The sequence below is a fragment of the Pantoea sp. NSTU24 genome, from assembly GCF_050157905.1.
Lineage (GTDB): Bacteria > Pseudomonadota > Gammaproteobacteria > Enterobacterales > Enterobacteriaceae > Pantoea.
Genome location: NZ_JBKIWZ010000001.1, coordinates 472,426 through 498,839, shown reverse-complemented (window position 1 = coordinate 498,839; position 26,414 = coordinate 472,426). Strand labels below are relative to the sequence as shown.

General features: G+C 55.4%; 24 protein-coding genes and 4 pseudogenes. 4 read left to right on the top strand and 24 right to left on the bottom strand.

Annotated elements, in window-relative coordinates; translation table 11 throughout:
• Window positions 1-215: 215 nt before the first annotated feature.
• Window positions 216-344, bottom strand: coding sequence for a hypothetical protein (locus ACLHDD_RS02495; RefSeq protein ID WP_427102801.1), 129 nt, complete (start codon window positions 342-344; stop codon window positions 216-218).
• Between ACLHDD_RS02495 and ACLHDD_RS02490 the strand changes: the two genes are divergently transcribed.
• On the top strand, window positions 322-1,560 hold the full coding sequence (locus ACLHDD_RS02490) for an AI-2E family transporter (protein ID WP_427102800.1): 1,239 nt from the start codon (window positions 322-324) through the stop codon (window positions 1,558-1,560). The genes ACLHDD_RS02495 and ACLHDD_RS02490 overlap by 23 nt on opposite strands.
• Before the next feature lie 63 nt (window positions 1,561-1,623).
• Here ACLHDD_RS02490 and ACLHDD_RS02485 read toward each other — a convergent pair whose 3' ends face one another.
• The 8 genes from ACLHDD_RS02485 to ACLHDD_RS02450 form a co-directional block, all read right to left on the bottom strand.
• Entirely contained in the window at window positions 1,624-1,941 is a 318-nt protein-coding gene (locus tag ACLHDD_RS02485; RefSeq protein ID WP_427102799.1) for a hypothetical protein, read from the bottom strand.
• A 147-nt stretch (window positions 1,942-2,088) separates the two neighbouring features.
• Window positions 2,089-2,514 carry a DUF4186 domain-containing protein gene (locus ACLHDD_RS02480; RefSeq protein WP_427102798.1) on the bottom strand — a complete coding sequence of 142 codons (426 nt, stop codon included), beginning with the start codon at window positions 2,512-2,514 and terminating at the stop codon, window positions 2,089-2,091.
• Between the two features lie 12 nt (window positions 2,515-2,526).
• Window positions 2,527-2,799: a cupin domain-containing protein gene (locus ACLHDD_RS02475; protein ID WP_427102797.1), complete on the bottom strand. Its 273-nt coding sequence runs from the start codon at window positions 2,797-2,799 to the stop codon at window positions 2,527-2,529.
• 349 nt (window positions 2,800-3,148) lie between these two features.
• Window positions 3,149-3,391 carry a hypothetical protein gene (locus ACLHDD_RS02470; RefSeq protein WP_427102796.1) on the bottom strand — a complete coding sequence of 81 codons (243 nt, stop codon included), beginning with the start codon at window positions 3,389-3,391 and terminating at the stop codon, window positions 3,149-3,151.
• Between the two features lie 171 nt (window positions 3,392-3,562).
• The gene (locus ACLHDD_RS02465; protein WP_427102795.1) at window positions 3,563-3,970 is read right to left on the bottom strand and encodes a DUF421 domain-containing protein; all 408 of its coding nucleotides are present in this window, start codon (window positions 3,968-3,970) and stop codon (window positions 3,563-3,565) included.
• 48 nt (window positions 3,971-4,018) lie between these two features.
• The gene (locus ACLHDD_RS02460) at window positions 4,019-4,501 is read right to left on the bottom strand and encodes a hypothetical protein (protein ID WP_427102794.1); all 483 of its coding nucleotides are present in this window, start codon (window positions 4,499-4,501) and stop codon (window positions 4,019-4,021) included.
• A 340-nt stretch (window positions 4,502-4,841) separates the two neighbouring features.
• Entirely contained in the window at window positions 4,842-5,807 is a 966-nt protein-coding gene (locus ACLHDD_RS02455; protein WP_427105158.1) for a magnesium and cobalt transport protein CorA, read from the bottom strand.
• Window positions 5,808-5,914: 107 nt separating this feature from the next.
• On the bottom strand, window positions 5,915-6,508 hold the full coding sequence (locus ACLHDD_RS02450; RefSeq protein ID WP_427102793.1) for a DUF1349 domain-containing protein: 594 nt from the start codon (window positions 6,506-6,508) through the stop codon (window positions 5,915-5,917).
• 343 nt (window positions 6,509-6,851) lie between these two features.
• On the opposite strand from ACLHDD_RS02450, the gene ACLHDD_RS02445 reads away from it, so the two are divergent.
• Window positions 6,852-7,088, top strand: coding sequence for a DUF2171 domain-containing protein (locus ACLHDD_RS02445; RefSeq protein ID WP_003854080.1), 237 nt, complete (start codon window positions 6,852-6,854; stop codon window positions 7,086-7,088).
• Window positions 7,089-7,231: 143 nt separating this feature from the next.
• On the opposite strand, the gene ddpX is transcribed toward ACLHDD_RS02445, so the two are convergent.
• Together ddpX and ACLHDD_RS02435 are read right to left on the bottom strand one after the other, a co-directional pair.
• Entirely contained in the window at window positions 7,232-7,813 is a 582-nt protein-coding gene (gene ddpX, locus ACLHDD_RS02440) for a D-alanyl-D-alanine dipeptidase (protein ID WP_427102792.1), read from the bottom strand.
• A 127-nt stretch (window positions 7,814-7,940) separates the two neighbouring features.
• Window positions 7,941-8,180, bottom strand: a pseudogene (locus ACLHDD_RS02435) (hemagglutinin repeat-containing protein); the annotation flags it as partial.
• Here ACLHDD_RS02435 and ACLHDD_RS02430 point away from each other — a divergent pair.
• Window positions 8,170-8,286, top strand: a pseudogene (locus ACLHDD_RS02430) (SymE family type I addiction module toxin); the annotation flags it as partial. The pseudogenes ACLHDD_RS02435 and ACLHDD_RS02430 overlap by 11 nt on opposite strands.
• A 151-nt stretch (window positions 8,287-8,437) precedes the next feature.
• Here the strand turns inward: ACLHDD_RS02430 and ACLHDD_RS02425 are convergent.
• From ACLHDD_RS02425 to ACLHDD_RS02395, 7 genes and pseudogenes are all read right to left on the bottom strand, one after another.
• On the bottom strand, window positions 8,438-8,665 hold the full coding sequence (locus tag ACLHDD_RS02425; RefSeq protein WP_427102791.1) for a hypothetical protein: 228 nt from the start codon (window positions 8,663-8,665) through the stop codon (window positions 8,438-8,440).
• The gene (locus tag ACLHDD_RS02420; protein ID WP_427102790.1) at window positions 8,665-8,835 is read right to left on the bottom strand and encodes a DNA/RNA non-specific endonuclease; all 171 of its coding nucleotides are present in this window, start codon (window positions 8,833-8,835) and stop codon (window positions 8,665-8,667) included. Before ACLHDD_RS02420 ends, ACLHDD_RS02425 begins: the two co-directional genes overlap by 1 nt.
• 287 nt (window positions 8,836-9,122) lie before the next feature.
• Entirely contained in the window at window positions 9,123-9,656 is a 534-nt protein-coding gene (locus tag ACLHDD_RS02415; protein WP_427102789.1) for a DUF4258 domain-containing protein, read from the bottom strand.
• 137 nt (window positions 9,657-9,793) lie between these two features.
• Window positions 9,794-10,012, bottom strand: a complete 219-nt coding sequence (locus ACLHDD_RS02410) for a hypothetical protein (protein WP_427102788.1) — start codon at window positions 10,010-10,012, stop codon at window positions 9,794-9,796.
• Window positions 10,009-10,386 (bottom strand): adhesin, encoded by a 378-nt coding sequence (locus ACLHDD_RS02405; protein ID WP_427102787.1) that lies wholly within the window; start codon window positions 10,384-10,386, stop codon window positions 10,009-10,011. Before ACLHDD_RS02405 ends, ACLHDD_RS02410 begins: the two co-directional genes overlap by 4 nt.
• A gap of 107 nt (window positions 10,387-10,493) precedes the next feature.
• Entirely contained in the window at window positions 10,494-10,712 is a 219-nt protein-coding gene (locus tag ACLHDD_RS02400) for a hypothetical protein (RefSeq protein ID WP_427102786.1), read from the bottom strand.
• 905 nt (window positions 10,713-11,617) lie between these two features.
• Window positions 11,618-11,830 (bottom strand): annotated as a pseudogene (locus tag ACLHDD_RS02395) (VENN motif pre-toxin domain-containing protein); the annotation flags it as partial.
• Between the two features lie 29 nt (window positions 11,831-11,859).
• On the opposite strand from ACLHDD_RS02395, the gene ACLHDD_RS02390 reads away from it, so the two are divergent.
• Window positions 11,860-12,063, top strand: coding sequence for a SymE family type I addiction module toxin (locus ACLHDD_RS02390; RefSeq protein ID WP_427102785.1), 204 nt, complete (start codon window positions 11,860-11,862; stop codon window positions 12,061-12,063).
• A 48-nt stretch (window positions 12,064-12,111) separates the two neighbouring features.
• Here ACLHDD_RS02390 and ACLHDD_RS02385 read toward each other — a convergent pair whose 3' ends face one another.
• The 6 genes and pseudogenes from ACLHDD_RS02385 to ACLHDD_RS02360 form a co-directional block, all read right to left on the bottom strand.
• Window positions 12,112-12,459 (bottom strand): immunity 8 family protein, encoded by a 348-nt coding sequence (locus ACLHDD_RS02385; RefSeq protein ID WP_427102784.1) that lies wholly within the window; start codon window positions 12,457-12,459, stop codon window positions 12,112-12,114.
• Between the two features lie 854 nt (window positions 12,460-13,313).
• Window positions 13,314-14,133: pseudogene (locus tag ACLHDD_RS02380) on the bottom strand (VENN motif pre-toxin domain-containing protein); the annotation flags it as partial.
• Between the two features lie 120 nt (window positions 14,134-14,253).
• A complete protein-coding gene (locus ACLHDD_RS02375) occupies window positions 14,254-14,502 on the bottom strand; it encodes a hypothetical protein (protein ID WP_427102783.1) in 249 nt (82 codons plus the stop codon).
• Window positions 14,489-24,049 carry a hemagglutinin repeat-containing protein gene (locus ACLHDD_RS02370; protein WP_427102782.1) on the bottom strand — a complete coding sequence of 3,187 codons (9,561 nt, stop codon included), beginning with the start codon at window positions 24,047-24,049 and terminating at the stop codon, window positions 14,489-14,491. The genes ACLHDD_RS02375 and ACLHDD_RS02370 overlap by 14 nt, the downstream gene beginning before the upstream one ends.
• A 12-nt stretch (window positions 24,050-24,061) precedes the next feature.
• Window positions 24,062-24,589 (bottom strand): toxin-activating lysine-acyltransferase, encoded by a 528-nt coding sequence (locus ACLHDD_RS02365; RefSeq protein WP_427102781.1) that lies wholly within the window; start codon window positions 24,587-24,589, stop codon window positions 24,062-24,064.
• A gap of 2 nt (window positions 24,590-24,591) precedes the next feature.
• The gene (locus ACLHDD_RS02360) at window positions 24,592-26,286 is read right to left on the bottom strand and encodes a ShlB/FhaC/HecB family hemolysin secretion/activation protein (protein WP_427102780.1); all 1,695 of its coding nucleotides are present in this window, start codon (window positions 26,284-26,286) and stop codon (window positions 24,592-24,594) included.
• Window positions 26,287-26,414: the final 128 nt, after the last annotated feature.

Sequence of the window (26,414 nt, the reverse complement as noted above, 5' to 3'; positions counted from 1 at the left end):
GGATTATCGGCAGCACCCACCGAGATCATGAGGCTCTGAACTACCAATAATGGTCGAAACCGCTACGCTAATGTAGGATTCAGCGCGCGGCCGTCTGCTGCGGCCTGTTACCCGCCGGGCGTCATGCAGCGAACGCGCACGTTGCGTTCACGCTTTCTGCTTGTTATTTCAACCTGTTAGTCAGCACGACGCTGCCACTGGCTGCGTGTTTACGGTTAAGCCTGGACGCCAATCCGTGATGAGGCCGTGGCGTAAGCCCGGTCAGACAGTGACCAGTCGCGCATCAGGTTTACCAGAGCATGTTTCAGATGAGGTTTTTCAATGCGTTTTAAAGGATTGAACATCGGGTTTTTCCTTTTGATTCTGGCGATCGCCACCGTCGCTTTCTTTGATGTGCTTTCGCCCTATTTCTCGCCGATCCTGTGGGCGGCGATTCTGGCGGTCATTTTCCATCCGCTGAAAACGATCCTGCGGACCCGCATGGGCGATCGTAATGGCCTGGCCGCGCTGATCACGCTGCTCTGTATCTGCCTGATCGTGTTTACGCCGCTGGCGATTATCGCCTCGTCGCTGGTGGTTGAAACCAACGCGGTCTATCACAAGCTTCAGACCAACTCCGCCCAGTTCCCGGCGGTCTTCGCCGATCTGCTGCAGCACCTGCCTCGCTGGGCGAAACATTATCTGGCTGAGAATAATCTGGATAGTGCCGCAGAGATTCAGCAGAAGCTCTCCTCGTTTGCCCTGAAAGGCGGTCAGTATGTCGCGGGCAGCGCCTTTGTCATTGGTAAAGGGACCTTCAGCTTTACTATCGGCTTTGGCGTAATGCTGTATCTGCTGTTCTTCCTGCTGAAAGATGGCTCTTATCTGGTGCATCTGATTCTGGAAGCGCTGCCGCTTTCGACCTACGTCAAACACCACCTGCTGGTGAAGTTTGCCGCTGTTGCCCGTGCGACAGTGAAAGGCACAGTCGTAGTCGGTATTGTTCAGGGGATTCTCGGCGGGCTGGCCTTCTGGTTCACCGGCATTGACGGCAGTCTGCTGTGGGGTGCCCTGATGGCGTTCCTCTCACTGATTCCGGCAGTCGGTTCAGCCATTATCTGGGTGCCTGCGGCGATCTTCTTCTTCGCCACCGGTGCCGTCTGGAAAGGGCTGTTCCTGGTCGGTTTCTTTGTGGTGATTGTGGGCCTGGTCGATAACATTCTGCGTCCGCTGCTGGTCGGCAAAGACACGAAAATGCCTGACTATATGATCCTGATCGCCACCCTGGGCGGCATGGAGATCTACGGCATCAACGGTTTTGTGATTGGTCCGGTCATTGCGGCCCTGTTCATCGCCTGCTGGAATCTGCTTTCCGGTCGCGATAACCGCGAAAACATTGAAGTCATCGACGAAGAAGTGATCGAAGAAGGCAAGAAGCAGTCTGAAACGGCCGCAGAAGCGGCGGCTGAAGCGGCGTCCGCTGCGGCAGAAGCCGCCGCTGAGGCAGAAATCAAAGTCTCTGCGCTCGCGGCAGCCGAAAGAGAAGCGGCGGAGAGAAAGGCGGCGGAAAACAAAGCCTGATCCGCCTCGGCCATAAAAAAACCCACCATTTGGTGGGTTTTTTTTACCTGAAACGGTCGCGAATTAGTTGGTCGCTTTGTTTTTCAGATCTTCAGCACCCTGCTTGGTTTTATCCCAGCCTTTCTCAGTGCCTTCTTTGGTTTTGTTCCAGCCTTTCTGAGCGCCTTCGGTGATTTTGCTTCCGGTCGTGTGGCTTTTGCCCTCAGCGGCGTGCTCAGATTTCAGCTTCATCTCCTGGCCTTCATGCTGCGCCTTGTGGAGTTTTTCTTTTGCGGTATCTGCACCTTTATGTGCTTCCGCAACGGTGTTGTCTGTGGTGGTCGCAGCAAAAACCGGTGAAGCCAGTAAAATAGCAGACAGTGCAATAATTGATTTCTTCATAATTCCCTCTGTATTCATCGTTGCCGTGGTTGCCGTGTAGGTTTTAATCCTGGCATAGCGTTTCCAGGAAAGATTTAAGAATAAACCAGGAATGAAAAAGGGCCAGTTTTCACCAGAAAAAGCCGCTGACTGTAGCTTTTTTGTCCATCACCACAGGGTGAGCTGCGCATCGTCGTCCCGCTTCGGTTTGGTGCGACTGACGCGCGCGCGCGGCGCCGGTTGCTGTAGCTGCTGATGAATCCACTGCAGCAATACCGCGACCACATAAGCCTGCTGTTCCGCGCTGAGCGGCTGATGCTGGTCAATGTGGTGCCATTTACTCAGACAGCCGCGACAGCAGGTCGCCGTCGCGTGCTGTGCGATAAACACCGGGTGACCGCGCATCGGCGTCTGCCTGCCATCGTTTTCCGGTTCAGCAGGCGCCAGGCGCTGGGCCACAAATTCGGCAGCATGCTGGCGTAAGGCTGCCTCATCTTTGCCGGACGCATAGTCAAATTCAGTCCGTCCCAGACGAAAACGCTGGCGAAACGGCGAACGCGCCAGTCGGGTAAAAAGGTCATCGACATCTCTCATGCTGAAAGCCAGTTACTCATATTTACGGCCTGCCAGATAGCGTACACCCTGCGGGCCAAACGCCTCACGGTGCAGCTCGTTTGGCTGCAGGTGAAAAGTCTCACCCGGATGATAGGTGCTCTCACCCTGTTCAGTGCTGATGGTGATATCGCCACTCAGAATCAGCGCCAGCGCTTCAAAGGGATGAACGTGATTGTCCAGCGTGGTTGAGGCTGCGCGCTCCACCAGCCGCGGCGGGTCAAAGCCCTGTTCAGCTAATAAATTTCTGAATTCGTGTTCTGTCATCGCGTCGCCTTAACGTGGATTACTCTTTTAGCAGTGTAGACGACGGGGGGAGCTGTCGAGGTCAGGTAACAGGAGGGCGGACCTTCAGCACCGTACTCCCTGCCCCATTTGCCTTTTCGTTAACCGGTCCGGACAGCAGCATGGCCCAAAAATGTGCTGCGTCCACGGAGAAGGTGCGGCATCGGTTCGGCAGACACTGAACAGCCTCCGTCTGCGGCAACGGCGGAACGGTGTAGAACATAATGATTAAAGCCCGCTGAAGCAGCAGACTCAACGATGCCGCGCCGCACACAGGGCACAGAGCGCACGTTCGCATGGCGGTGAGGCATCGGACGTTCTGCCCCGGCCGTTATTGCCTGGTGTCGTGATGGGTGTCATTTTCTGCAGAGGCAATCTGTTCAGAGAGATGGCTGACCAGTGCTCTGGCCATCTCAAGAGTCAGGCCAAAAAAGCGTGACTCCTGCTGCGACTGCACATCTGGTGCGTCTGGATCGACATAGCCAAACTTCAGTACCAGCGCCTGATGATTGTTCAGAGGCCCGATGTGCCAGCCGGTGACGGGATAAAAGATAAAACGATTAAATTCATTCACATTAACCTGACTATGAAGCATAACCCTGATTGAGTGTCAGGCCAGCTCAGATAACGATGCGTGGGTGGTGTTTTAATCCTGGCGCACATTCGCAGAATCACCAGGAAAACTTACTCCGCCGCGAAGCGATCGCAGAAGATGGCAATCCGGGACAGGGTTCTGCAGTCGCGGCTACGCATCCGGGCCGGGAATACTCGGGATATGACCGTTGACCTCCAGCACCGCATATTTAATCTGGTCGAACCGCTCCAGCCCCGGACCAGAGCGCGCCGCTTCCAGCACATCGTCTGCACTGACACCTGTCATCTTCATGCGGTCGGTCAGCATATTGCCATGCTCCACCAGAATTACCGGGCCGCCATCAGGCATCTGCTCAACCACCGGAAAACGATTTTTTACTTTGCCTGACACAATGTCGATCGTCACCAGCGTGAGGATGGTCAGCGTCGCGCCGGTGACGGAGAAATCGTCGCCCAGCAGCGCCTGCCGGGACGCTTCACTGATGATGAGCAGCAGGATCAGGTCAAATGAGGTCATCTGCAGTAGCGTACGTCTGCCCGCAATGTTGAACACGACCATCAGCACCAGATAGATGGCTGCTGCCCGTAATACTGTAACGTGCCCCGGTCAGGGATAGATCCATTGTGTAAAACGAACCTGCGATGCGTTGCTGCCATGAATCGCTACGTGAATGCGGCCCGCACTGCGTGGCTGTAACCCGATCCAGATCGCGTGATCCGGTCCGGTGTCGGTGACAGAAAACGTCAGCCGCAGATCGCTGCCAATCGTCTCTGCGACCTGCGGCTGCGGCTGCGGCTGCAGCATCTGGATTTCCAGCTTCTCCAGTGCTCCGCCACCAGGCGTAACAGTAAAAAAATGGTCACCCACAGGTGCGTGATAGCGAATACGCATATCCATATTGCTTTCGGCGCGGCCAAACCGCTCATACGCCAGCCAGTCAGGCAGTAAATTGATGGCCACCGGGCCCACACCGCTGATCAGCGGAATCATACTCAGTCCATCCGGCAGACCACTCTGCGGTTGTGCGCCGATCACTATCCCACCGCACCAGCCCTGAATAAAGGTCGCCAGCGCAGAACCCCCGACCATAATGCGGTCCAGCCAGGGACGCAGCCGTCAGCTATCCGAAGATCGCCTGCCACAGAAAAGAGAGGTCTGATGCACGTGCAGAGTTTCAGCATCCTGATTAATTCGCCCGCGATGATTTTCTGAATAAAGCAACCCAGTCATCGCAGCGAACAAATAATCAAAGAGCCAGCAAAGCGAAAGCGGAAATAACAACTCATCCGAATCATTATTTGAAGAACGCAGCATAGTCCGGCAGAAGATATAATTATTTTTCTGGCCATAACCGCTGCGCTTAAATACGTAAAACATGCTTAAACGAGGCGGGAAATAAACTCAGCCTCGCGGGAATATATCGATTTGCTTACAGCCAGCCGGCGCGACGCAGCCTGGCCCAGAGTCCGCCACAGGCCACCAGCGTTAGTCCCACCGCCAGCGGATAGCCATACAGCGACTTCAGTTCCGGCATGTGCTCAAAGTTCATGCCATACATACTGAACACGACTGTCGGGATCACCAGAATAGCACCCCAGCCTGCCAGCTTTTTGACCACCTCATTCTGCTGCACCGTCACCAGCGCCAGATTGACCTGCATGGCGCTGGTCAGCATCTCACGCATATCCTCAGCATCCGTCACCACATGACGGGCGTGATCCTGCACGTCGCGGATATAGGCGCGCAGCGGACGCGGAATCAGATTTTCATGCAGGTGAATCAGCTGATTACAGATCTCCTCCAGCGGCTGCGCAGCATTGCGCAGCGTCAGCAGATGACGGCGCATGGTATAGACCTGCTGCACCGACTGGCGGTCGAATTCGCTGGTAAAGAGCTCATTCTCCATCTGTCCGACGCGCTCATTCAGCGAGGTGGAAAGCTCGGCATAACGATCAACGATAAAATCAAGCAGACAGTAGAGCGGCCAGGCAGGGCCATATTTCAGCAGCGCCGGATTTTCAGCGGCCTGTTTCCGTACCGGCGTATAACTTTCAGAAGCGCCGTGACGGATAGTAATCAGAAAGTTTTTTCCAACGAAGAAATGGGTTTCGCCCAGCGCACAGTTGTCATCTCTGGCACACACCGTCTTAACCACGATAAACAGAGACTCGCCATATTGTTCGATTTTGGGCCGCTGATGGGCATTCAGCGCGTCCTCAACCGCCAGTTCATGCAGGCCGAACTCCTCTTTTATCTTCGCCATAAACTCAGCGTCGGGTTGCCATAGTCCGAGCCAGACAAACGCCTCCGGCTCTTTGATCACTTCGCTGATATCGTCTACTCCGACCTCTTCGCCCGCGCATCCCGGACGATATACCCTGCTGCTCACGATCATCATCTGCATTCCCGTTCTGTGACTCTATGGAGCTTAGCCAATCGCGGGCCGGAAACCGGAGAAAAACCGTAAGCATTTGCTGCCAGACGGGCGATCAGCGGCCCACCTTATGACAGGTCGTGTAACGCTTTGCCGAGCGGCGGGCCCAGCGTGAAATCGCTGAAGCGAATCGCCAGTCCCTCGCGCTCAGGCGAGCAGCCCATCACGCCGACAAAACGTCGTGCCCCACCAGGCCATGAACAGAGTCGCAGCAGTGGCCAGATCACGCCATCCGTGGAGTACTGAATTCTCAGTGCCGCATTGACCAGCGTCGCGCGCAGCCAGAACTGGCGGGCATCGCCGGGAAACACGCCGGTAGACCAGTCGGAGTCGTCACGTGTCACGACACAGCCGATGGCTGGCTGCTCATCGTTAAACTCAATGCCCGCTTTCACCCAGTGCGTCTCATCGTCCTGAATAAACAGACCTGCCTGATCGTAGAGCTGGCTGAAATCCGCTTGCACCCGGACCTGAACGGTAAAATCGCTTTCGACCCAAAAGCCAAAGGCGTGGCCGCTGTGCCGTTCGAAACCGTACCAGGTGCGCTGCCAGAAATCGCTGTTCAGCGCCGTTTCAAACTGCAGGACTTCACCATCCAGACGGTGAACGGGTGGCTGATTAATCCAGACACCGCCTTCAGAAATGATTGAACTGACTGTCATTAGTCACTCTCCGTTAAATGAGTCAGCCCGGCGCAGAGTCAGACAGCACTGCCACGAAACGACTGACCTGATGATCATAGTGTTAATTGCGCAGAAGGCATGACAGCACCCTGCTGACGCAGGTGAGACTCTTGTACCAGAGTGTGATGTCGCAGGAAAACTACCTGTTTCAGATGTTGCTGACTTTTCACTGTTCTTTCTGAAAGAAATAAATCCAGGACAATCAGGTCCGGCCCACACAAATATTTCATTTTGTTAACCACCTGGCGAAAACCGCATTTAACAACCAGACTTGTTCTGTCTGAGAAATACAGCACTCATCAAATATAAGGATTAATTCACCATGGTAGATAAATCAGAGATTTTAGATCACGCTCAGGTTGTAGATGTGAATGGCGAACATGTCGGGATTGTTGACCATTTCGAAGGCGACGACAAAATTAAACTGGCAAAAAGCGATCCTGAAGCGGGCGGCAAACACCACATTATTCCATTCAGCTGGGTTAAAGAAGTGGACGACAATAAAGTCATCCTCTCTAAAGCCAAAGCGGATGTTGAGAGCGAGTGGCAGTCTGCCTGATCTGACAGCCGTGGCCTCTGCCACGGCTTATTCATTCCGCATTTATTTTTCTTAAGCCCACCTGAAACCGCTTAAATTCTCTTTTATTGATTAGTCCAGCCTGAACGGTTTCTGACATCGAATAATTGCGCTTCGTCCGACGTTCAGACGCTGATATTTTCCGCCTGCGATGAGGAATAGCAGCCAAAAACGCCATCGATCAGCGGATAGCTTTCTGCGCCGGGCAATTCAAAATGCCACCATTCTGTTGCAATGCCTGTAAAGCCGCCTCCCAGCATAATGGCATTCAGCATCAGCCGGTTGCGCTGTGCCTGAACCGCGACGGCAGGATGATAAGGGTGAGAGTGATCACTCATCTCATCAAATCCGGTCCCCATATCCACGATCGCGCCATACTCATCAATCAGCGTCACGTCGATTGCCGTACCCCGGCTGTGATTTGATCCACGTGACAGTGGCACGACATAGGCCGGGTCCGGGCAGGCTTCCCAGAGAACGGCCTGGGCGGACGGTGGCCGGTAAGCGTCCAGGACCAGCAGCCTGTAGCCTGCCACCTTTGCAATGCTGATACTTTTTTCGAGCGCGTCAGCCGCATCAGTGTGTAGCAGACAGCGCGGGTCGCAATAGATCGGCCGACCCGTAATGTTGTCAGCGGTGGCATATTTCAGATCGATGACCAGCTGCGGAAATGCCTCTGCAATATCAATCAGATTTTTACTTTCCATGACGCGTTATTCCCTGTTTATACGCTCTGTGCCGGACTGGCTGAAGCTGGGTGAATATCATAGCATCTGTGTGCAGAATTAAGAGCCGGTTTTCCAGCCTGCCAGCGCCATTGACTTTATCGGCGCTGTTGCTATGCATTTTGTCCCGGCTCAGGTTCACGTTTGCCGACCCGTTCATCGAGCCTGACGTGAAGCTACCGCCCGCGCTGGCGCTCTGCTGCTTCGGGTCGTAGCGGTCGCTGTCCTGTTCGCTCGCCAGCGTCAGGTTGCGCGCCACCTCTGCCTTCACCCGCTCCCCGCTGACCTGCGCGCCCCGGAGCGTGGTGTCGAGGCCGCTGACCATTGTCACCTGGCGGCCCGCGCTCACCATCAAGGGCCGTTAGCTGGAAGCGCTGGGCTTTACGACCGGGCAGAAGATCGAGGTGATCACCGGGCCGGGAAAATTGATCATCCGGCTGGCGACTGAAGGATAACTGGCTGATCTTTAAGATAAAACCCCAGCCACAAAGGCTGGGATTTCTTATCAGTCGTCGTACTGGAAGCTGATGTTTATTTTCTCTTCCGGTATATCAACGGTTATTTCACATTTTGACCAAATTGGTTTCCCATTGGTCATATTGTTTTCTAAAAAAAGGTCTTATACGCAACCAGGATATCGGTTAAATCTGCAACAGCCCGTCCATCAGGATCGAACCAATCCAGGTCACCATTCTCGTCAAAGTAATCGAACTCATATTTACCACCATCGCTTTCAGAGAAAACTTCAGCTCTGGTAATTATTTTTTGAGCGTTGGGAGGACCGCAATCATAAAGAATTTGCCCTATTTTTTGCTCGAAATCAGTCTGTAGCATTATTTCCCTCCTGGAAAGTTTTTAAAGTCAATATTCACGGGCCTACCGCCATCGATTGAATGTTTAACTATCACCCTATCAGGTCTGATGTTATTTCCAGAGTAAAATGCCTGGATATTCACTTCAACGTTTTCACCATCTTTCAAAGCGTTAGCCCAGAAGTTTTCCATACTTTTCCAGGCAATTGGAATCCTAAGTAACGAGCATGAATAATTTTTGGTAACTCCCCAGCAGCACGAGGCGGTTTAATTTCCAACTCAAACCATATTCGCTGATAATTGTCTCAATTGTGTTCATCCTCAAACAACTCGTTTAAATGATCCAAATCTTCAGCATAATTGACGAACCTTGCAAAATCAGTGACATCATTTAACGAACGGAGAGCATAACTACAAATAGCTTCCTTCTTATTTATCGCCATATTTAACCGCCACCACTTTTCCAGATTCATTCGTTACTACAGATACTTTACTTCCAGGGTCAACATGAACTGTTGTTCCGCCTCGACTGGGCGTTGACGTTCCATTTCAATTGCATTCTCCACTACAGAAGGCGTCATTCCTCGATCTTGCATTCTGTCTAAGGCATGCTCAGAATATTTTCTATTGCTAAACGTACCAGACTGATTTCTGATGGGCTGATAAGATGGATTACTCGGTTGATACATTGGATTACGCTTACTTCCAATAGGAAGTGTTGCATAAACTTCATCGCTGGCTCTATTAATCAGCTTCGACGCTTCAGCAACATCCTCTTTCTTCAGCGCCGTTTCTGCGGCCTTGATGACCTTCCCTGCCGCATCTCCCGCGCCGGGGATGATACCGATTGCAGCCGCAAGATAATCAAGAGCCGACTGCGCTTCCGCAAAGCTCTTGATGTCGCCATAAACAGGTATAAAGTCGCTGCCAAACTCTGCACCCGCTGACGCCATATCTTTCAGCGCTTCACGCCGCTCGTTGTACATCTTCACCGAGCAGGCTTCTGCGCTCATGCCGCCGCAGTTGGCCTTCTTACAGCGTTCGTTTTCGGTCTCAACGTACTCTCCGGCCTTCTGCTCAACAATTTTACCTTCAGCCGGTGCCTGTGCCTGTGCGATATCGGCGAGAGAGTTATTCTCAACAATAAATATTAAAAACCTTTAACCCCAAAATATCGAAGCAGAGCAATACCGACTCCCATTATACCACCTCCTCCTGCCCCAACTTTCAGGTAGTGCCATGCCGATGTTAGCTCAAAGTTAAAACTGCCAAGGATCACGTATTCAATGATAAGTAATAAAATATATGCAATTTCAGCTAAAAAAACCCCCGCCAAAATTGAAAATAAAGCGAAAAGAATATTGATCATTTTTTATCTCCATTACTGCTCGGAGATGAAATTTTTTCGATCTCCTTACCAGTTACTTCAGAGAAAACGGAACCACCTAAGTCACCAAAAGAACTTGGGATATTGCTTGGCTTCATTTCTTTTGAAATACCAAAATCGCCTTTAATTTCAGTATATTTTTGAAGCGTTGGATTGAATTTCGGATCCCAGCCACCTTTCCACCCGTTTGCCCCGGCATTAACTCCCCATGAGAGCCCTTTACCAATGCCATAGCCGATACCAGATCCAGCACCATTGATATGCGCACCAGATAGTGGATCTTTGTCATCAATCCAGTTACCCAGCGCACCACCTGCGGCGTTCCAGCCCGCGGTCCCCGCCAGGCCATTACCCATGCTGATAACATTCACCCAACCCGCTATCGCTGCGTTTGCCGGATCTAGCTTCGCTATCTCAAGCTATGGCTTTTCGTTAACGTACAGCCAGTTATTCTCAACAACAACTACTTACGAGAACGTCTTCTTCTTTGTAGATAAAATATCAGCCAAGTGCCAGCCCCTCCCCATAGCCCGACAATAGCACCAATTATCCCATATTTTACATATACATCTAAAGGAATTGGTTCTCGAGTGATAAGCCAAATGCTAATTACCATTCCCATTAAAAATGTAACTGCCAATATAATCATTAGCTTAACAAGCTCTAATAGAGTTTTTTTCATTTACCACCTTCACTTTTTTCCTTTTGAGTTGCACTGCTTGCACCTTCCGATATTAATGAGCCACCAAATCCGCCAATTGTGCCAATTGTGCCAATTGTGCCAGGTAATGGACTCATTTCACCACCATTAAGTAAACATCCAGGACCAAAAGAAGTTTCAGAATATTTTAAGGCATTTTTACTGGCATCCATTCCCAACTGATTTTTGATGTATTGCGATTCAAACTTTTTAGTAATTACTCCGCCAACACCATAGCCTAATGCAGTACCGGCCATACTTCCCAGCACGGCAACTTTACTATCCTGAGCAGTTATTTGACTTGTCATGTAGGCACTACCCGCCCCTATTAACTGACTTGCATAATATGATTTTCCGGCAGTTGCCGCTCCAGTCGGCCCAGACGCCAGAAATCCTACGTAATCAACTTTATCACCTGTATTACCGGACGTTATTTGTACGGCCCCATTCGCCCCAAAACTTAAGGAAGATCCAATCAATTTTTCATTATTTGTGGCCGCTGATGAGAAAAGCGATTTAATTCCTCCAACAAATCCCCAGTAATTCTTTGGCTCGCCAAAAAATGCTTTAGCCCGATCACTATTAGTGACATACTGATTTAGATATGTTAAATCAGTTGTATTATTTGCCAGCACATAGTCCTTAACACGGTGATTGTCCAAAGAACCATATAACCAGTCAGGTCTGCTTGCAGCAGCTAAACCACCATCTATATCCCATTTTGTTTGTCCGGCAAGGGCAGTTAACGGATCGCTGGCTACCAGTGCATGCATTTTTTCCCGATTAGATTTATTTATTGAATCGTAACGGTTGATAATATTAGAATAGTCACCACCTGATTTCTTACATGCCGAAAGCTCTTTGTCAAAAGCACGAGCTTCATCAAAGCTAAGGTTATTATTCTCAACCGCATTCTTCCCAGCCTGCGCACCCGCCGTGCTGTCGCCCGTCACGCCGCCCGCAAGCCCCGCCGCCAGCGTGCCCAGCGCGCTGATGGTCTGGCGCAGCTCTTCACTCAGGTCGTTACGGTCAACACCCGGATACATCTGCTGCGCAATGTACTCGCCCATCGCTGCGCCCGACGCCCCCGCCACCGCACTGTATTACGCTTAAAGGTGGCCGGCTGGAAGTGGCGGGGTTTGCAACCGGGACGCCGGTTAATGTGCGGGTGATGAACGGCTGTCTGGTGCTGACGGCGGAAGTACCGCCACCGGAGCTGGAGGTGATACAGACCCTGCGCCAGCTCTGCCCGAAGCTCTCGGCCCGTAAGCAGCGTGAGCTGATGGACGAGATGCAGGTGATGGCGAAACCGAAGAAGCGGGGCGCTGGCTGACTAAGTAATAAGCGAAAATCCCAGCCGGTAAGGGCTGGGATTTGTCATTTACGACTGGTAATCTTCATATTCCCAGGCAAAAACGCGGGAGAGCTTTTGTGCTATCTCCATCCAGTCTTCACCTTCGCACTGGTCGATATAATCGGTTATGGTTTTGATGATCTCATCTAAATCATATTTACGTACCAAAAGCGTGTGACGCATCAGTTCCGGCAACCACTGATGCTTACAGAGCCATTCGGGGGTGCAGACATGAAGATCGAAGTTATCGGCACCAACGCTATTTTCAGCTCCTATGCGTAGCAGTAACCGAATCGAGAAAGAGTTTTCATCTTCCGGGTAAAATTTACCCAGATCATGATCATCATTTGAAATATTTTTTAAAATAGCTTTCATGTTTATGTCCTAATTTATATCCAGATGACCGTTACCAATTTTCTTTTTATCCCCTGTTACAGGATTTATTTTATATGTTTCAAAATTAGCTTGGGTACCCGTTGTGGCATGTGAACTATTATCTTTTGACGCTGGGAATCGGTACACACGAGTTTTGTCTGCACTCATCAATCCACTACCATCACTTGTAAGTCTGGCACCATCGCCTACCCAGATTTTACCTAATCGGTCGGCTTCTGCTTTAGTACTGGAACCCACACCATAATTCGGTTTGCCATTGTCACCCTGAACTACTGCGGCCAGTCTTGGATCCTGCTTCGCAATATTATTCAGATTTTGCTGTACCAGGTCATCTTTCAGCTTCGGATAAGTCGCAGCATTTTCCGCGCCACTGGTCGCCTTACCTGCATTTACAGTTGTTGATTCAGCCTTACCAGCAACGTTTGCCGATGATCCTCCGGAAGGAAAAACCTTCGCTGAAACTAAAGCGCCTGATAATACTCCCGCAAAACTCTCCAGAGCCTTCTGATCGCCATTGGCCGCTTTGATGGTTGTGGATTTAATCCCCTCCCACGCATCGCCATTCATGATGGCAGTCAGTGTGGCTGCCGCTCCTGCATCTTTTTTCGCTAAATCACTTTGGGCCTGACCGCAGTAGCTGCCTCCAGTTGCACAGGTCGCCAGTGCTGCTGTCAAATCGAATGCGGTATCACCACCGAGCATCACGAAGTCACTGGTTTCACTGCTGGCATTAATCAAGCCATTGACGAGCTGGGACGCAATATTCTCCCCAAGCTTATTCCTGACCTGAGTTTTCCACCATTCTGCGCTTTGTTTAACTGACTCCCGCGCTTTGTCCCCGGCCAGCGAGTTATTCTCAACCGCATTCTTCCCAGCCTGCGCACCTGCCACCGCGCCCGCCGTGCTGTCGCCGGTCACCCCGCCCGCAAGCCCCGCCGCCAGCGTGCCCAGCGCGCTGATGGTCTGACGCTGCTCCTCACTCAGGTCGTTACGGTCAACGCCCGGATACATCTGCTGCGCAATGTATTCGCCCATCGCCGCGCCCGACGCCCCCGCCACCGCACTGTTGCCCGCCGCGTAGGCCGTCACCGCCCCCACCACCGCGTGCGCCATCAGGTTCGCCTGCACGTTCACCACGTCTTTACCGTTCGCATCCTTCGTGGTGGTCATGCTGTGGATGACCCCCGCCAGGTATGGTGCCGCCGCCCCGCTCGCCGCCTGCGCCAGGTTACCCCCCGCCAGACCCTGAATCGCCGCCGTGGCGGCCTGAATACCCCGCTGGATATCGCTGCCGGTGCCCCACTGCTGCTGTGCCGCTCTGTAGCTGCCGGTCGCGGCCAGCGCTTTGTTGTAGGCGGCCCACTCTTCCTCCGGTGCGCCTTTACCCGGCTCTTTAACGCCATTGCGGGCCAGCTCTTCCTTACCGGCTTTCGTCGCCGCTATCTGCCCCTCCGTCCGCGCGATATCCGCCGCCTGGTTCCCTATCTCACCTATCAGCTGCGCCTCCTGCAGCCGGTTCTGCTCCTTCTCTTTATCAAAGATGACATCCAGACCCGGATTCGCATTTTCCACGTCGCGGCTCAGCGTTGCAACGTCCTGCGCCTGTTTTTCCTTATCGCGGATAACGATGGTGCCTTCACTCACCGCCGACTTGTGATTCGGCCAGTGGCTGAGTGACAGGTAAAAATCCCGGCTCGGAGGATCACACCTTACTAAGCTGGACATCCAGCTTTTGGGGTGCGTTTTATGATGGCTGGGATTTTTTCATTTAGTCTATTCTTTGTTGATCTGCCGTTCTCTTAACTTGCCTTTGAGCCAAATACCGATACCAAGTATTGTTCCTCCGACACAGCCTTTTTTAAAAGTATCAGGCAGAACGAATCCCCAGTCGATATTGAATATACCCACTTTAAAATAGATTATCGTAGGCGCTATTAAATATCCAAGCATTACAGCGCAACAAAGAATGCATATACAGTAAAAAATCAATATAAATAGATCCTTGATATTAATTTTTTCCATTCTTGCCACCTGCATTATTCAGAGCATCTTGTACATTTTTTCCTGTAATCTCGCTCACAGTTCCACCTGTAACGGTCCCTATAATTTCGGCACTTCCTTCTTTGATCACAGGTTTCAACTGTTCTGTAGCAACCTTTCCGGCCACTCCGCCAAATATGGAGCCAGCCCCAGCAGCAATGGCTGAACCTGTAGGATCTTCCCCTTTTATCGCGCTCCCAACCACTGCGCCGCCCATATTGATAGGGGTTGAAACTATAATGCCCTTCCCGGTTGTCGCAGCTGCTGTGACTCCCGCCATAATGACATCCACATAACTGAACGGATCTTTTCCGGCAAGTTGAACGCCAGCATTAACTCCCACACCGATTGCTGCATTAGCCGCCATACCTTTCACAGTCACTCCCAGCACGCTGCCGCTAAACATCAGAGGCGCATCACCGATACTCGCATTTGATTTATGGTAGCCCCAGGTATTCATAATGCTCTGTGCCTTGCTCATCGCTTCAGAGTCAGGGTTCCGTTTCACATAGTCCTGACCCGACAGCAACCCTTTCACCAGTTCCTGCGACACTGCCGGACCATATTCTTTCTCCATTTCACTTGCATAAACGCGCAGATAACCCGACAGTTCAGCGCGTTCTGTGCTGCTCATCTGTGAAGGGTCTTTAGTGAACTTGCTGACCAGCGCATCACTGCGTTTGTCGGCATTGTCCAGCTTTATCAGCTCATTAGCCGCCGCCAGTGATTTATCTCCCTGTTTGATTTTCTCAACAGCTTTGCCGAGCTTGTCGGAAGAAGTCGCGCCCAGGAAGTTATTCTCAACCGCATTCTTCCCAGCCTGCGCACCCGCCACCGCGCCCGCCGTGCTGTCGCCCGTCACCCCGCCCGCAAGCCCCGCCGCCAGCGTGCCCAGCGCGCTGATGGTCTGACGCTGCTCTTCACTCAGGTCGTTACGGTCAACGCCCGGATACATCTGCTGCGCGATGTATTCGCCCATCGCCGCGCCCGACGCCCCCGCCACCGCACTGTTGCCCGCCGCGTAGGCCGTCACCGCCCCCACCACCGCGTGCGCCATCAGGTTCGCCTGCACGTTCACCACGTCTTTACCGTTCGCATCCTTCGTGGTGGTCATGCTGTGGATGACCCCCGCCAGGTACGGTGCCGCCGCCCCGCTCGCCGCCTGCGCCAGGTTACCCCCCGCCAGACCCTGAATCGCCGCCGTGGCGGCCTGAATACCCCGCTGGATATCGCTGCCGGTGCCCCACTGCTGCTGTGCCGCTCTGTAGCTGCCGGTCGCGGCCAGCGCTTTGTTGTAGGCGGCCCACTCTTCCTCCGGTGCGCCTTTACCCGGCTCTTTAACGCCATTGCGGGCCAGCTCTTCCTTACCGGCTTTCGTCGCCGCTATCTGCCCCTCCGTCCGCGCGATATCCGCCGCCTGGTTCCCTATCTCACCTATCAGCTGCGCCTCCTGCAGCCGGTTCTGCTCTTTCTCCTTGTCGAATATCGGCGACAGCGTCTGGTTCGCGTGCGCCGCGTCGCGGCTCAGCCCGCTCACGTCCTGCGCCTGACTGTCCGGGTTGCGGATAACCAGCGCGCCCTCGCTCACCGCCGCCTTCGTCACCGAGCTGTCGCTGCCGCTGCGGTTCGCCCCCGTCAGCAGACCGTTCGCCATGTTCCCGGCGAACTGGCCGCCGATGCTGCCCCCGGTGCTCATCCCCGCGCTCTGGTGCTCCACCTGATAGTCCGCGTGGTTTTCCATGTCATTCCAGCCCAGCGTGCCGGTTTCCAGCCGGTTCCTGTCCGCCGTCGCGGTCGAACCGATGACCGCCCCGTCCAGCTGCGTGTGTTCGCCCACGCTGACGTCAAAGCCTCCCTTGCCGGCAAAAATCCCGGTCTGCTCCTCCACGCTCTGCCAGGTACTGTGCATTTTGTCCCGGCTCAGGTTCACGTTTGCCGACCCGGTCATCGAGCCGAACGTGAAGCTGCCGCCCGCGCTGGCGCTCTGCTGCTTCGAGTCGTACCGGTCGCTGTCCTGCTCGCTCGCCAGCGTCAGGTTGCGCGCCACCTCCGCCTTCACCTGCTCCCCGCTGACCTGCGCGCCCCGGAGCGTGGTGTCGCGGCCGCTGATCATTGTCACCTGGCGGCCCGCGCTCACCTGCGTTTCCGTATGGGTGACGCCGCTGCCCTGCTCGCTGCCCTTCGCCTTATTGACGCTGGCGGACACGCTGATGCCCCAGCCCCCCTGGCCCGCGCCGATGCCCACGCCGGCCGTACCGCCGTGGCTCTCATTTTTCCCCTCCAGCGACGAGGTATTGGTGGCCGACAGCAGGTTCAGGTCCCGGTTCGCCGACAGCAGCAGGTCTTTACCCGCCTGCAGCTGGCTGCCCTGCACCGTCAGATCACCGTCCTCTCCTTTCACGCCGCTGCCACGTGCCACCACGCTCAGGTTGTCGCCCGCCGTCAGGCTGCTGCCCTGCGCGGTGCGCTGTTCGCTGCGCTGCGTGGAGGTAGAGGACTGGCTGCCGTAAGAGAGGCTGACGCCGATGGTGTTGTTGTTATCAGGGCTGTCGCCCTGCGCCGCCGAGAGGCGCGCGGCCTGGGTCGCCTGCACGCCATTGAGCGCCGCTTTGGTGCCCTGCAGCGCCGCCAGCCGACCGCTGTCGGCGGACTTCGCCTCCTGCACCGTCTGCGTCGCCGTATTCAGCGCACTGCCCACCGTGCCGGAGAGCGCCAGCGTCAGCCCGGAAGTTTTCTGCTCCACTTTGTGCGTCTGGCTGCTCTGGTTCTCTGCTGCGGTGATGCTGACCTCGCGACCGTCCAGGGCCAGGTTTTTACCGGCAACGAGATCGGAGCCACTGATATCCAGCCGGTTGCCCGCCGTCAGCGACACGTTGCCGTTCACGCTGCCCACGGTGCTGCCCTGGTTCGTCAGTGTCTCTGTGGTGTCGGTGGTTTTCAGGCTCTGCGTGCCGTAACTGAAACCGATGCCGCCGGTACCGGACAGCCCGCTCTTTTTCTCCTGCGACAGATGCAGTTCGCTGTTCCGCTCGGTGGCGCCCGTGATGCTGAGATCGTTACCGGCCTGCAGGACGACATCATTCGTCCCGGCTATCTGGCTGCCCTGCACACGCAGGTCGTTGCCTGCCGCCACCGTGACGCTGTCGCCGCTCAGTGAGCTTCCCTGCGTGGTCTGCCGCGCAATCTGATCGCGCGTGGTCGTGGTACTCTTCGACAGCCAGCCGCTGCTGCCCGTCGTCTTTTGCCGCTCGTCCAGATCCTGGGTGTTTTCGCCACTGGTCACTGTGATGTCATGGCCGGCGGTCAGCGCCAGGGCGACATCTGCCGACAGCGTAGCCGCGCGTGTGTTAAGATCGTTGCCTGCCAGCAGTGAGACGTCGCCTTTGCCCACCACGTCGCTGCCGACCTCCTGGGTGTTACCCTGCTTCAGGCTGTTATTGCCATCCCAGACGAGATCGTCGCGGCTGGCCGTGGTGACGGTGTTGAGACTGAGGTCGCGGCCCGCATGCAACACCGTCTGGCTGTTTACGCCACTGTTCACCACCTGCGCCGCTGTCAGAGTGATATCGCGTCCGGCCTGCAATATCAGCCTGCCGTCGTCGCCCTGCACGTACAAGCCCGCTACGCTATCTACGTTAGTCCGCGAGAACCGGCTTTCACCGTTCTGGCGACTGACGCTGCGGGTCGTGCTGATGGCATTGATATCCCGTCCGGCGCGGGCCAGCAGCGAGTCCGTTGCCTGGATCACGCCGCCAGTATTGTTGATATCCGTGCGGGCGTTAAGATCGACACTGGCGCCTTTGATGGTGCCCGTCAGGTTGGTGATGTTGTCGGCGCTGAGTTTCACGACTTCGCGCCCGGCCAGTGTGCCGCTGTTGAACAGACCACCACCCAGATTCAGATTGAGGTTACGGCCCGCAATCAGCGCACCGCTGCCGTCGACATCGCCCGGCTGCACGCGCGCATAAACCTGCGGCACCAGCACCGTCTGACTGGAGCCATCCGGCAGTCTGACCTGCGCGTTGACCAGCCAGACAATATCTTTTGTCAGCAGCGCCATCTGCTCTGGCGTCAGCGCCAGGCCAGGCGTCAGATGATACTGCTGGCTGAAGGCGATAGCGTTGTTCATCAGCGCCTTATACTGATCTTCGTCGTTACTGAACCCGTCGAGATAACGCTGGCCCGTCAGGTTAATGACCTGCTCCCGGATCAGGCGCTGCTCATAATAGCCGTCGCCAAGGCGCTTCAGCACATAATCGCTGTTCTGTGTCAGAGCGTCCTGCATGTAGTCGCTGCTCAGCCACTGCTTCTCCTGCGTAAAGCGCGCATCGGTTTCTATCAGGTATTTGCCACCCGGCGACGGATTTGTTCTGAACAGGCTGTTGTCCGGCAGCCGCGTGTCTGGCCCGACTATACGGACCACGCTCGCGCTCTCACCCTGACTGCTGGGGACTTCAAAACGCTGCCCCGGTTTGAGTACAGCGGCAATGTCAGGCAGTGAACCACGGCCTGGATCCTGCATCGCGGGTATCAGGTTACTGCCTGTGATATGCGCATCCACGCCGCCCACGCGGCCAATTGTGGCATCAGTTCCCGCTGTGCTCTGTGGGGCAAGGGAAATGGGATTGCCACTCAGTTCACCATGGTCGACAAGCTGTCCGGGCTTCAGGGCAATCGTCGCAATCACATCCGGCGGTGTGTAGTCCGATTTGTTGTCACCCTGCTCGTCGCCGCCTTTATGCCGGATGCGTTTGTAATGTATAACCTTACCGACGTCGGTGGTGATATGCTGACCCGCCACATCGGCGTTATTAAGTTCACCCGCATTTATCGTCAGCGTGTTGCCCGCGACAATCTGACTTTTGTCGTTCAGCACGCGGTCAGCATTTATCGTCATATCGCCACCCGCGATAATCTTTGCCGGATCGCTTTCGGTGATCTGCGTCTCCTGCACCGTACGGGTGTAGTCATACTGATAGAAATTGTCGTTATTGCTGCCAGTGTTGCCTGGCGTGTTGAGGTTAAGCAGGGAGTCGGCGGAGTTGTTATCGACAAAGACACCGGGCTCACCAGCTTTCCAGCGAACCGTGTCGCCCGAGTGCTGATACTCGGTGATCGCCTCCGTAGAGACAGTCACCAAGGCGGTGCTGAAATGGTCGTTAACGTTATTGATCTCACCGGCAGCCATCTGCATGTTGCCCGCTGACTCGATGGTGGAACTGTGGTTGTTGAGGATGCCCGCGCTGCCGGTCGCAATGCCGTCGGCATCCAGGCTGCCGCCCAGCGCCATATCTCCTGCGCTGTAGATCAGGCCGTGGTCGCGATTATTCAGCGTCTGCACACCGATATCGACCCGCTCGCGACCCGCCAGCGTAGCCGCAGTGCCATTTTCTGCCAGGTCATTAAAGGTACCGGCCTGCACGCCAACACTGTCGCCATAGATCCGGCCTGTGCCGATATTGGTCAGGGTTGCCGCTTTCAGCAGCGTCTGCTTACCGTCAATGAGGCCGTAGTTGGTCAGCTCTCCACTGAGGTTCAGCCAGTCCTGTCCGGCATTGATTTCACCGGTGGCGCCGTTCAGCAGATTACTGGCGCGCAGGTCGAGCTTACCGCCTGCCAGCAGTTTACCGCTGTTGTCGACGTCGCCTGCGGTCGTGAAGTTGAAATTGCCGTTGGCAATCATTTCACCGCTGTTATTCAGGCTCTGCTGACTGACCAGTGTGATATCACCCAGGGAGAGGATCTGCCCGTCGCCCGCTGCGCGATCGGCGCGGATCGTCAGCGATCGGCCCGCTTTCAGGAGGCCCGCGCTATTTTCCAGCGTCAGACTATCGCCCTGAGGCTGCGCTGCTCTGAAGCTGCGCAGGCGACTGAAGGAGGTTTGGGGATGACTCTGCAGCAGCAGATCTTCTCCCGCCGAGATCATTCCCTGCTGGTTATTGATCACTCCACCACTGTTGATGGTCAGTTGCCGGTCTGCCAGTAATGCACCGCGCTGATTGAACACATCGTCGCTGTTAATCTGCAGGCTGGCCGCTTCAATACCCCGCTGGTTATCCCGGGTGTCCTGATTATTCAGCTGCAGTGCGTTCAGCACGGCATTCGCGCCACTGCGGATGAGACCGCCCGCATTGTCAATCATGCTCTGCGCTGTCACCAGCAGATCGCCGATGCTCTGGATCTCTCCGCCACGGTTGTCCAGGTGCGTCGTCTGCAGCGAAGCCGTCTGCTCGCTGACGAGGCGTCCGCCGCTGCGGTTATCCACGCCGGCACTTTGCAGTGAGAGATCGCCTTTCGCGCCCACGGTTCCAGTCTGATTGTCGATATCACCGCTTTGCAGATTGAAATCGCCGAGGCTGTAGAGGGTGCCACGCTGATTGTCGATTTTCTGACCGTGGCTGTCGATAAGCACGCTACCGCCCTGCAGCAGACCTGCCCGGTTATTAAGTACGGATTGCGTGTCGAGACTGAGCTGATTTTGTGCCACCAGCGTGCCAGCGGCATTATTCAGGCTGCCCACCGTCAGTTGCAAGGCTTTCCCACTCAGCATCAGACCCTGCGCATTGTCTGCGTGTCCGGCGCGGATAAGCATATCCCCCTGGCTGGTGAGTCCGCCTTTCTCGCCGCTGTTCTGATTAAGCAGGGTCTCAGCGCCAATATCAAGCTGCGCACCGCTCTGGATAAGGCCGCCGTCACGGTTATCCACTGTATCGCCGCGCAGCGTCAGTGCCTGCTGCGCCGTCAGCTGGCCGCTCCGGTTGTCCAGTGAGCCGACATCCAGCCGCCCCGTGTCGCCACTGAGCAGCCTGCCCTGGTTGTTCAGCAGCGCAGCCGCCGTAATGCGCTGCGTTTTACCCGCCTCGATGACGCCGTGCTGGTTGTCCAGCTGCTGCGTCACATTCATCGTTAACCCCTGGCCTGTCTGAATTGCGCCACTGAGGTTGCTGACCCCTTCTGCTTCGGCAGCCATCGAGGCTTGTGAAGCCAGCGTGCCCTGCTGATTGTTCAGCTGTGTGCCCCGCAGGCTGAAATCGCCGCCACTGGCGATAAAGCCCTGCTGGTTGTCAATCCTGCCCGTGTCCAGCGTCAGCGTACCCAGACTGCTGATGCCGCCGTCGCTGCCGCTGTCACGATTAGTGAGCGCGTAGCCGTTTGTAGTGATGCTGGCATCCCCACCCGACGCTATCTGCCCGCTGTCGTTATTCAGCGCACCGAGCGTGGTGATTTGCAGGCGTTGTTTACCGATTAGCTGACCGTCCTGGTTATCGAAAGCCTGCGTCGTCAGCCCGGCGTCGCCGCCACTCGCCAGCATGCCCTGGCGGTTATCAAATCCGCCGCTGCGCACTGTCAGCGTTCCCGAACTGAGAATGCCTCCGGTGTCCCCGCTGTGCTGATTACTGATGCGCTCGCCGTGCGTGTCGAGTTGCAGGTCGCTTCCAGCCTGCAACAGCCCGCCATCATTATTCAGCGCGCCGCTGTCACTGCGCAGTGCGCCGGAAGCCGCAATCACACCGTCCTGATTAGCCAGCGTCCCCTGGTTCAGTGACAGCGTAAGATTGCTGCCAGAAAGCTGCCCCTGCAGGTTATTCAGCCCGGCCGCCTCCAGCACCATATCGCCACGGGTAGCCACATACCCCTTCTCATTATCGAAAAGATCGCGGGTGTGCAGGCGCATTTCGCCGCTGCCCCCCTGAACAAGCGAGCCCTGCCGGTTAGATAAACGTTCCGCATCAATATCAATCTGCTGTGCCGAGGTGGTGCCGCCATCAAGATCAATATTGCCACCGCGCAGCGTGAGCTGACCGTTTGAGCGCAGTGAACCCGCGTTGCCGCGCAGATCGCCGGTCGTGATCGCCAGCGTGTTACGACCGGCATGGGTGATGTCACCAGACGGGTTATCGATCACAGCCGCGTTGAGCGTCAGGTTGTCGCTGTTCGTCGCGATATGACCGCCCTGATTATTCAGGCTGCCCGCGAAACTGAGCGTGAGATCGTCACTGCCAGTCTGGATTATCTGGCCCTGCTGACTGGAGAGATCATGGGCCTGCAGATTGAGCTGACTGGCGGACAGCGTGCCGCCATCGTTGTTCAGCATTTTGCCGGTGCGGGCGCTGAGCTGCTGCTGCGCGGCCAGCGTGCCGCTGCGCGTCACGATATCGCCTTCACGGGCGTCGAGCGTCAGGTTTTTCCCCTGAGTGCGGCTGCTGCTGAGATCAATACTCTGTCCGCTTGCGGTCAGGCTCCCGCCAGCCACGTTTTGCCCCTGTGCAGTTAACTGGCCCGTTGTCGTCAGGGTCAGGTCACCTGACTCTCCCGGTCTGCCATCGTCCTGAATACCAGCCGCAAGGATGCCTGAAGAACTACTGCTGAGGCTGCCAGCCTGCAGCGTAACGTTGTTGCGTGCGGCAACAGAGCCGCTGTTCTGCACCTCTGCCGCACGGGTGACCGACGCATTGCCGCCAGCAAAGATCGTGCCGCTGTTGCTGACGCCGCCAGAAGTGGCGATCTGCACATCATCACGGCTCTGAATCACGCCGCTGTTCTCAATGCGGCCATCCGCGGTGATGACCACCGAGCCCGCCTGCGCGCCGATATTGCCCGCACTGCGCACACCGACGCCCGTCTCAGTGCCGATCAGCCGGATTTTACCGGCGTACATTCCTCCCAGACTGGATACATCAAGCGCCATCTGCGGTTGTGTGGCAGGATCGTCGCCCTGCTTCGTGACCTGCTGGTGTGCGGCATCGACCTGGTTTCGCCCGGTGGTAACCCTGAGATCATTCGCCCAGACGCTGGCGTTAACCTTCACCGAGCGGGCAATAATGTCGGTGTAGTCCTGGCGTGAGCTGTCCATACCCGCGCCCTCAACCACTACCTCACCACGCTCAACGTTAAAGCCGGTCAGGTTGCCATTGTTCAGCTGCGCCTGACCGGTGGTCAGCGTGCCGCGATTAGCATTGATAAATCCGCAGCCGTTGCAGGTAATACCGGATGGGTTAGCAATGACAACCTGAGCTTTCTGACCCGCAACTTCAACAAAACCGTTGAGGCGGCTGGGATCGCGTGAGTTCACCTCATTCAGGATGACTCTGGCTTCACCCCGGGCGAGCCAGGGGTTGCCGCTGACCATGCCGCCGAGTTCAGTCTGAACGTTTTTGTGGGAGTTATTGAGAATCGCTCCCTGCTGACCGACATCGAACTGACTATAGGTATTACGGGAAACGCCACCTGCGGAAGGCGTCTGGATATTAATCTGCGGCGTTCCGTTAGCACTGTTTATAATCGTCGGCTGCTGCCCCCCCGGTGCCTGCGCGTCCGCCACAATGGCGGCACTGGCAGGCTGTATCACCCCCATCGCCAGCCAGAGACTGAAGCTTAACGCCCCGACCCGGCCAATCATCCTGCTGAGCGTGCGCCCGACACCTGAAGCACGCGCGCTACCGGCCCGGCCTGATTTTGCAATATCGGGCACCACCATCAGCATGCCGCGGGCTTTGTTGAAAATGATGCGATAGAGGTTGCTGTTCATCTAATGTCCTTATCAGATTTGGGGTAACGCCACGGCGACCGGATGCTGCTGCCGCCACTGTTTTGCCGCCTCATGACTGACACGGCTGCCATGAAAGTTGAATACGCGCTTGCCGCGCTGTTCACCACGATGATCTAACGCCCGCCAGCAGGCATGAGGAAAGAGATCGCGACGGATAAGACGACTCATCGCCACGGTATGGCCAAACGGCGCAATCCAGTCACAGCACCACATGCGCTCGCCGCTGTTCCACGCGTCAGGCGGGAAATGGATAGAAGGCTGCGTAAGATAGATCGCTTCGGTCTGCTCGTTCAGCCAGGCCCAGCTGAAGAAGAAAACCGGCGTATCCGCTTCAGCGACCAGTACATATTGCTGCTCTTTGATGATCGGCAGCAAAAGCGCAGGCAGCGTATGCAACGGGGCATCACGATGCAGCGGCGAGTGCATCCAGAGCCACACCGCGGCACCCAGCACTTCTGATTCGCTCTCTTCACCTCCCAGAATCAGGGGAGATTTAATCTCATATTTTCCCGCGCGCATCTTCAGTAGCTCCAGTTAAGGTTGAAGCCGAGCGTGACGCTGCTGGTGCGTAAGCCCTCTGGTTTCGACAGCGGCGTGCCGATAAACAGGTCATAACCGGTATTAAAAGCCTGACCACGCAGCCCTGCGACACCGCCTGCCAGATGCTGCCCCGTCAGCAGTTCACTGCCTGCTCCGCCCACTTCGCCATAGTCCGCGCCAAGGTAGAACTCCTGCGCAGGCAGCGGCGTACGCCAGGCAATGTCATTGCGGACAAACCAGCCACGGCTGGCATTAAGCGTGCGCTCACCGTCAAAGCCGCGCACGGTCCAGCGGTTACCAATAGAGAATTGTTCCTGTGGCGTGAGCGGCGTATTGCTCATCTGGCGCAGGTACTGAACGTTGTATCGAAAATGCTGGTCACCGAGGCTGAATGGCAGATTAAACTGCGCGTTAAGCTGAACGATTTTGCTCAGCGCCGTTGCTTCGCCAAAGTACTCCTCGGGTGCGGGCTGCGCACCGAACCAGCGCGTCCCCCGCTGATAGCTGATGCCTGCATCCAGCGTTGCCTGACGGATATAGTGGCGGTGTTGCAGACCGATACGCCACGCAGCGGTCTGACGATGCTGGACCTGAACTTCAGTGTCATTGATATAGTTATGGGTTTCGCGCGTCAGGACATCATAGGTCAGTGAGGTTTTCTGTGAGCCATTGCGATGCAGGACACGGCTGAGCTGCAGATCCAGGCTTTTACTTTTGCCGCTATACCGGTAGTCCTGATTGGTTCCCGCCACCGTCTGGTGATAGTCATAGTCGCTGCCTGTCGCAGAGAACATCCAGTAACCAAACGGCACGGAGTAGTGGCCGGTAAGGTTTTTGCTGCCTTTACCGCCCCCGCTCTGCAGATCGTGCGTGGCTGATACATAAAAAAGGTCGCTCAGCGCAAAAGGGTTATCGAGCGACAGGGTCACTCCACCGGAGTAACGTCCGGTGCTGCGGGTCCCGGAGTCATCAAGCGAGACACCGACACGCCACATCTTCTTTTGCTTCCAGCGCACCTGAATATCGCTCTCACCCGGCTGTTCACCAGGCACTATCGACATATCAGCGTCCACCGTAGGCAGCCGTTGCAGGTTTTCCAGCCCCTGTTCGATATCCCGCAAATCCAGCAGGTTGCCATCGTGCGCAGGAAAAGCGCTGTACAGCCAGAGATGACGGTCGCTATCCGGCGTCAGTTTTGCCTCGCGGACATAGCCGGGCAGGATCACCAGACGCAGCACGCCACTGTTGAGATCCTGTGACGGTGCCAGCACGCGCGTGGTGACATAGCCATGATCCACCAGCCGGTTTTGCAGCGTACTCATCAGCAGGTTAATGCCCCGCGCGCCCAGACATTTTCCCCGGGCCTGGCTGGCAATATGGTTAAGCGGCAACCAGTGAGGCAGAGCCTGCTGCCCTTCCAGCATGATGCGGGCGACAGGAAAACAGGGTTTTTCATCAGGAAACCGGATACGACCAAAGCCGGATGCGGGCGGTGAAAGCCGCACATCGGGCGCTTTCGGCGCAATTTGCTGCTCCAGCGCCTGCTGGCGCTGTTGCTGCTGCCGGATCTGATCATCTGCATCAGGTAACGCGTCTGCTGCAAAAGCTTTAGTGGCGATAAAAGCGCCAGCCATCAGAGAAAAGCAAAGCGAAATTGATGTGTTTTTCAAAGCCATAAGACAGTCCCTGTCGCGTAAACTAATCGTAAAAATTGTTAATTTGAGTAAATATAGCTGTGTATTATCCATAAAACCGAATTAACAACAATATTCGCCAGGCATTTTCAGACTGCCAGTTAAGATAA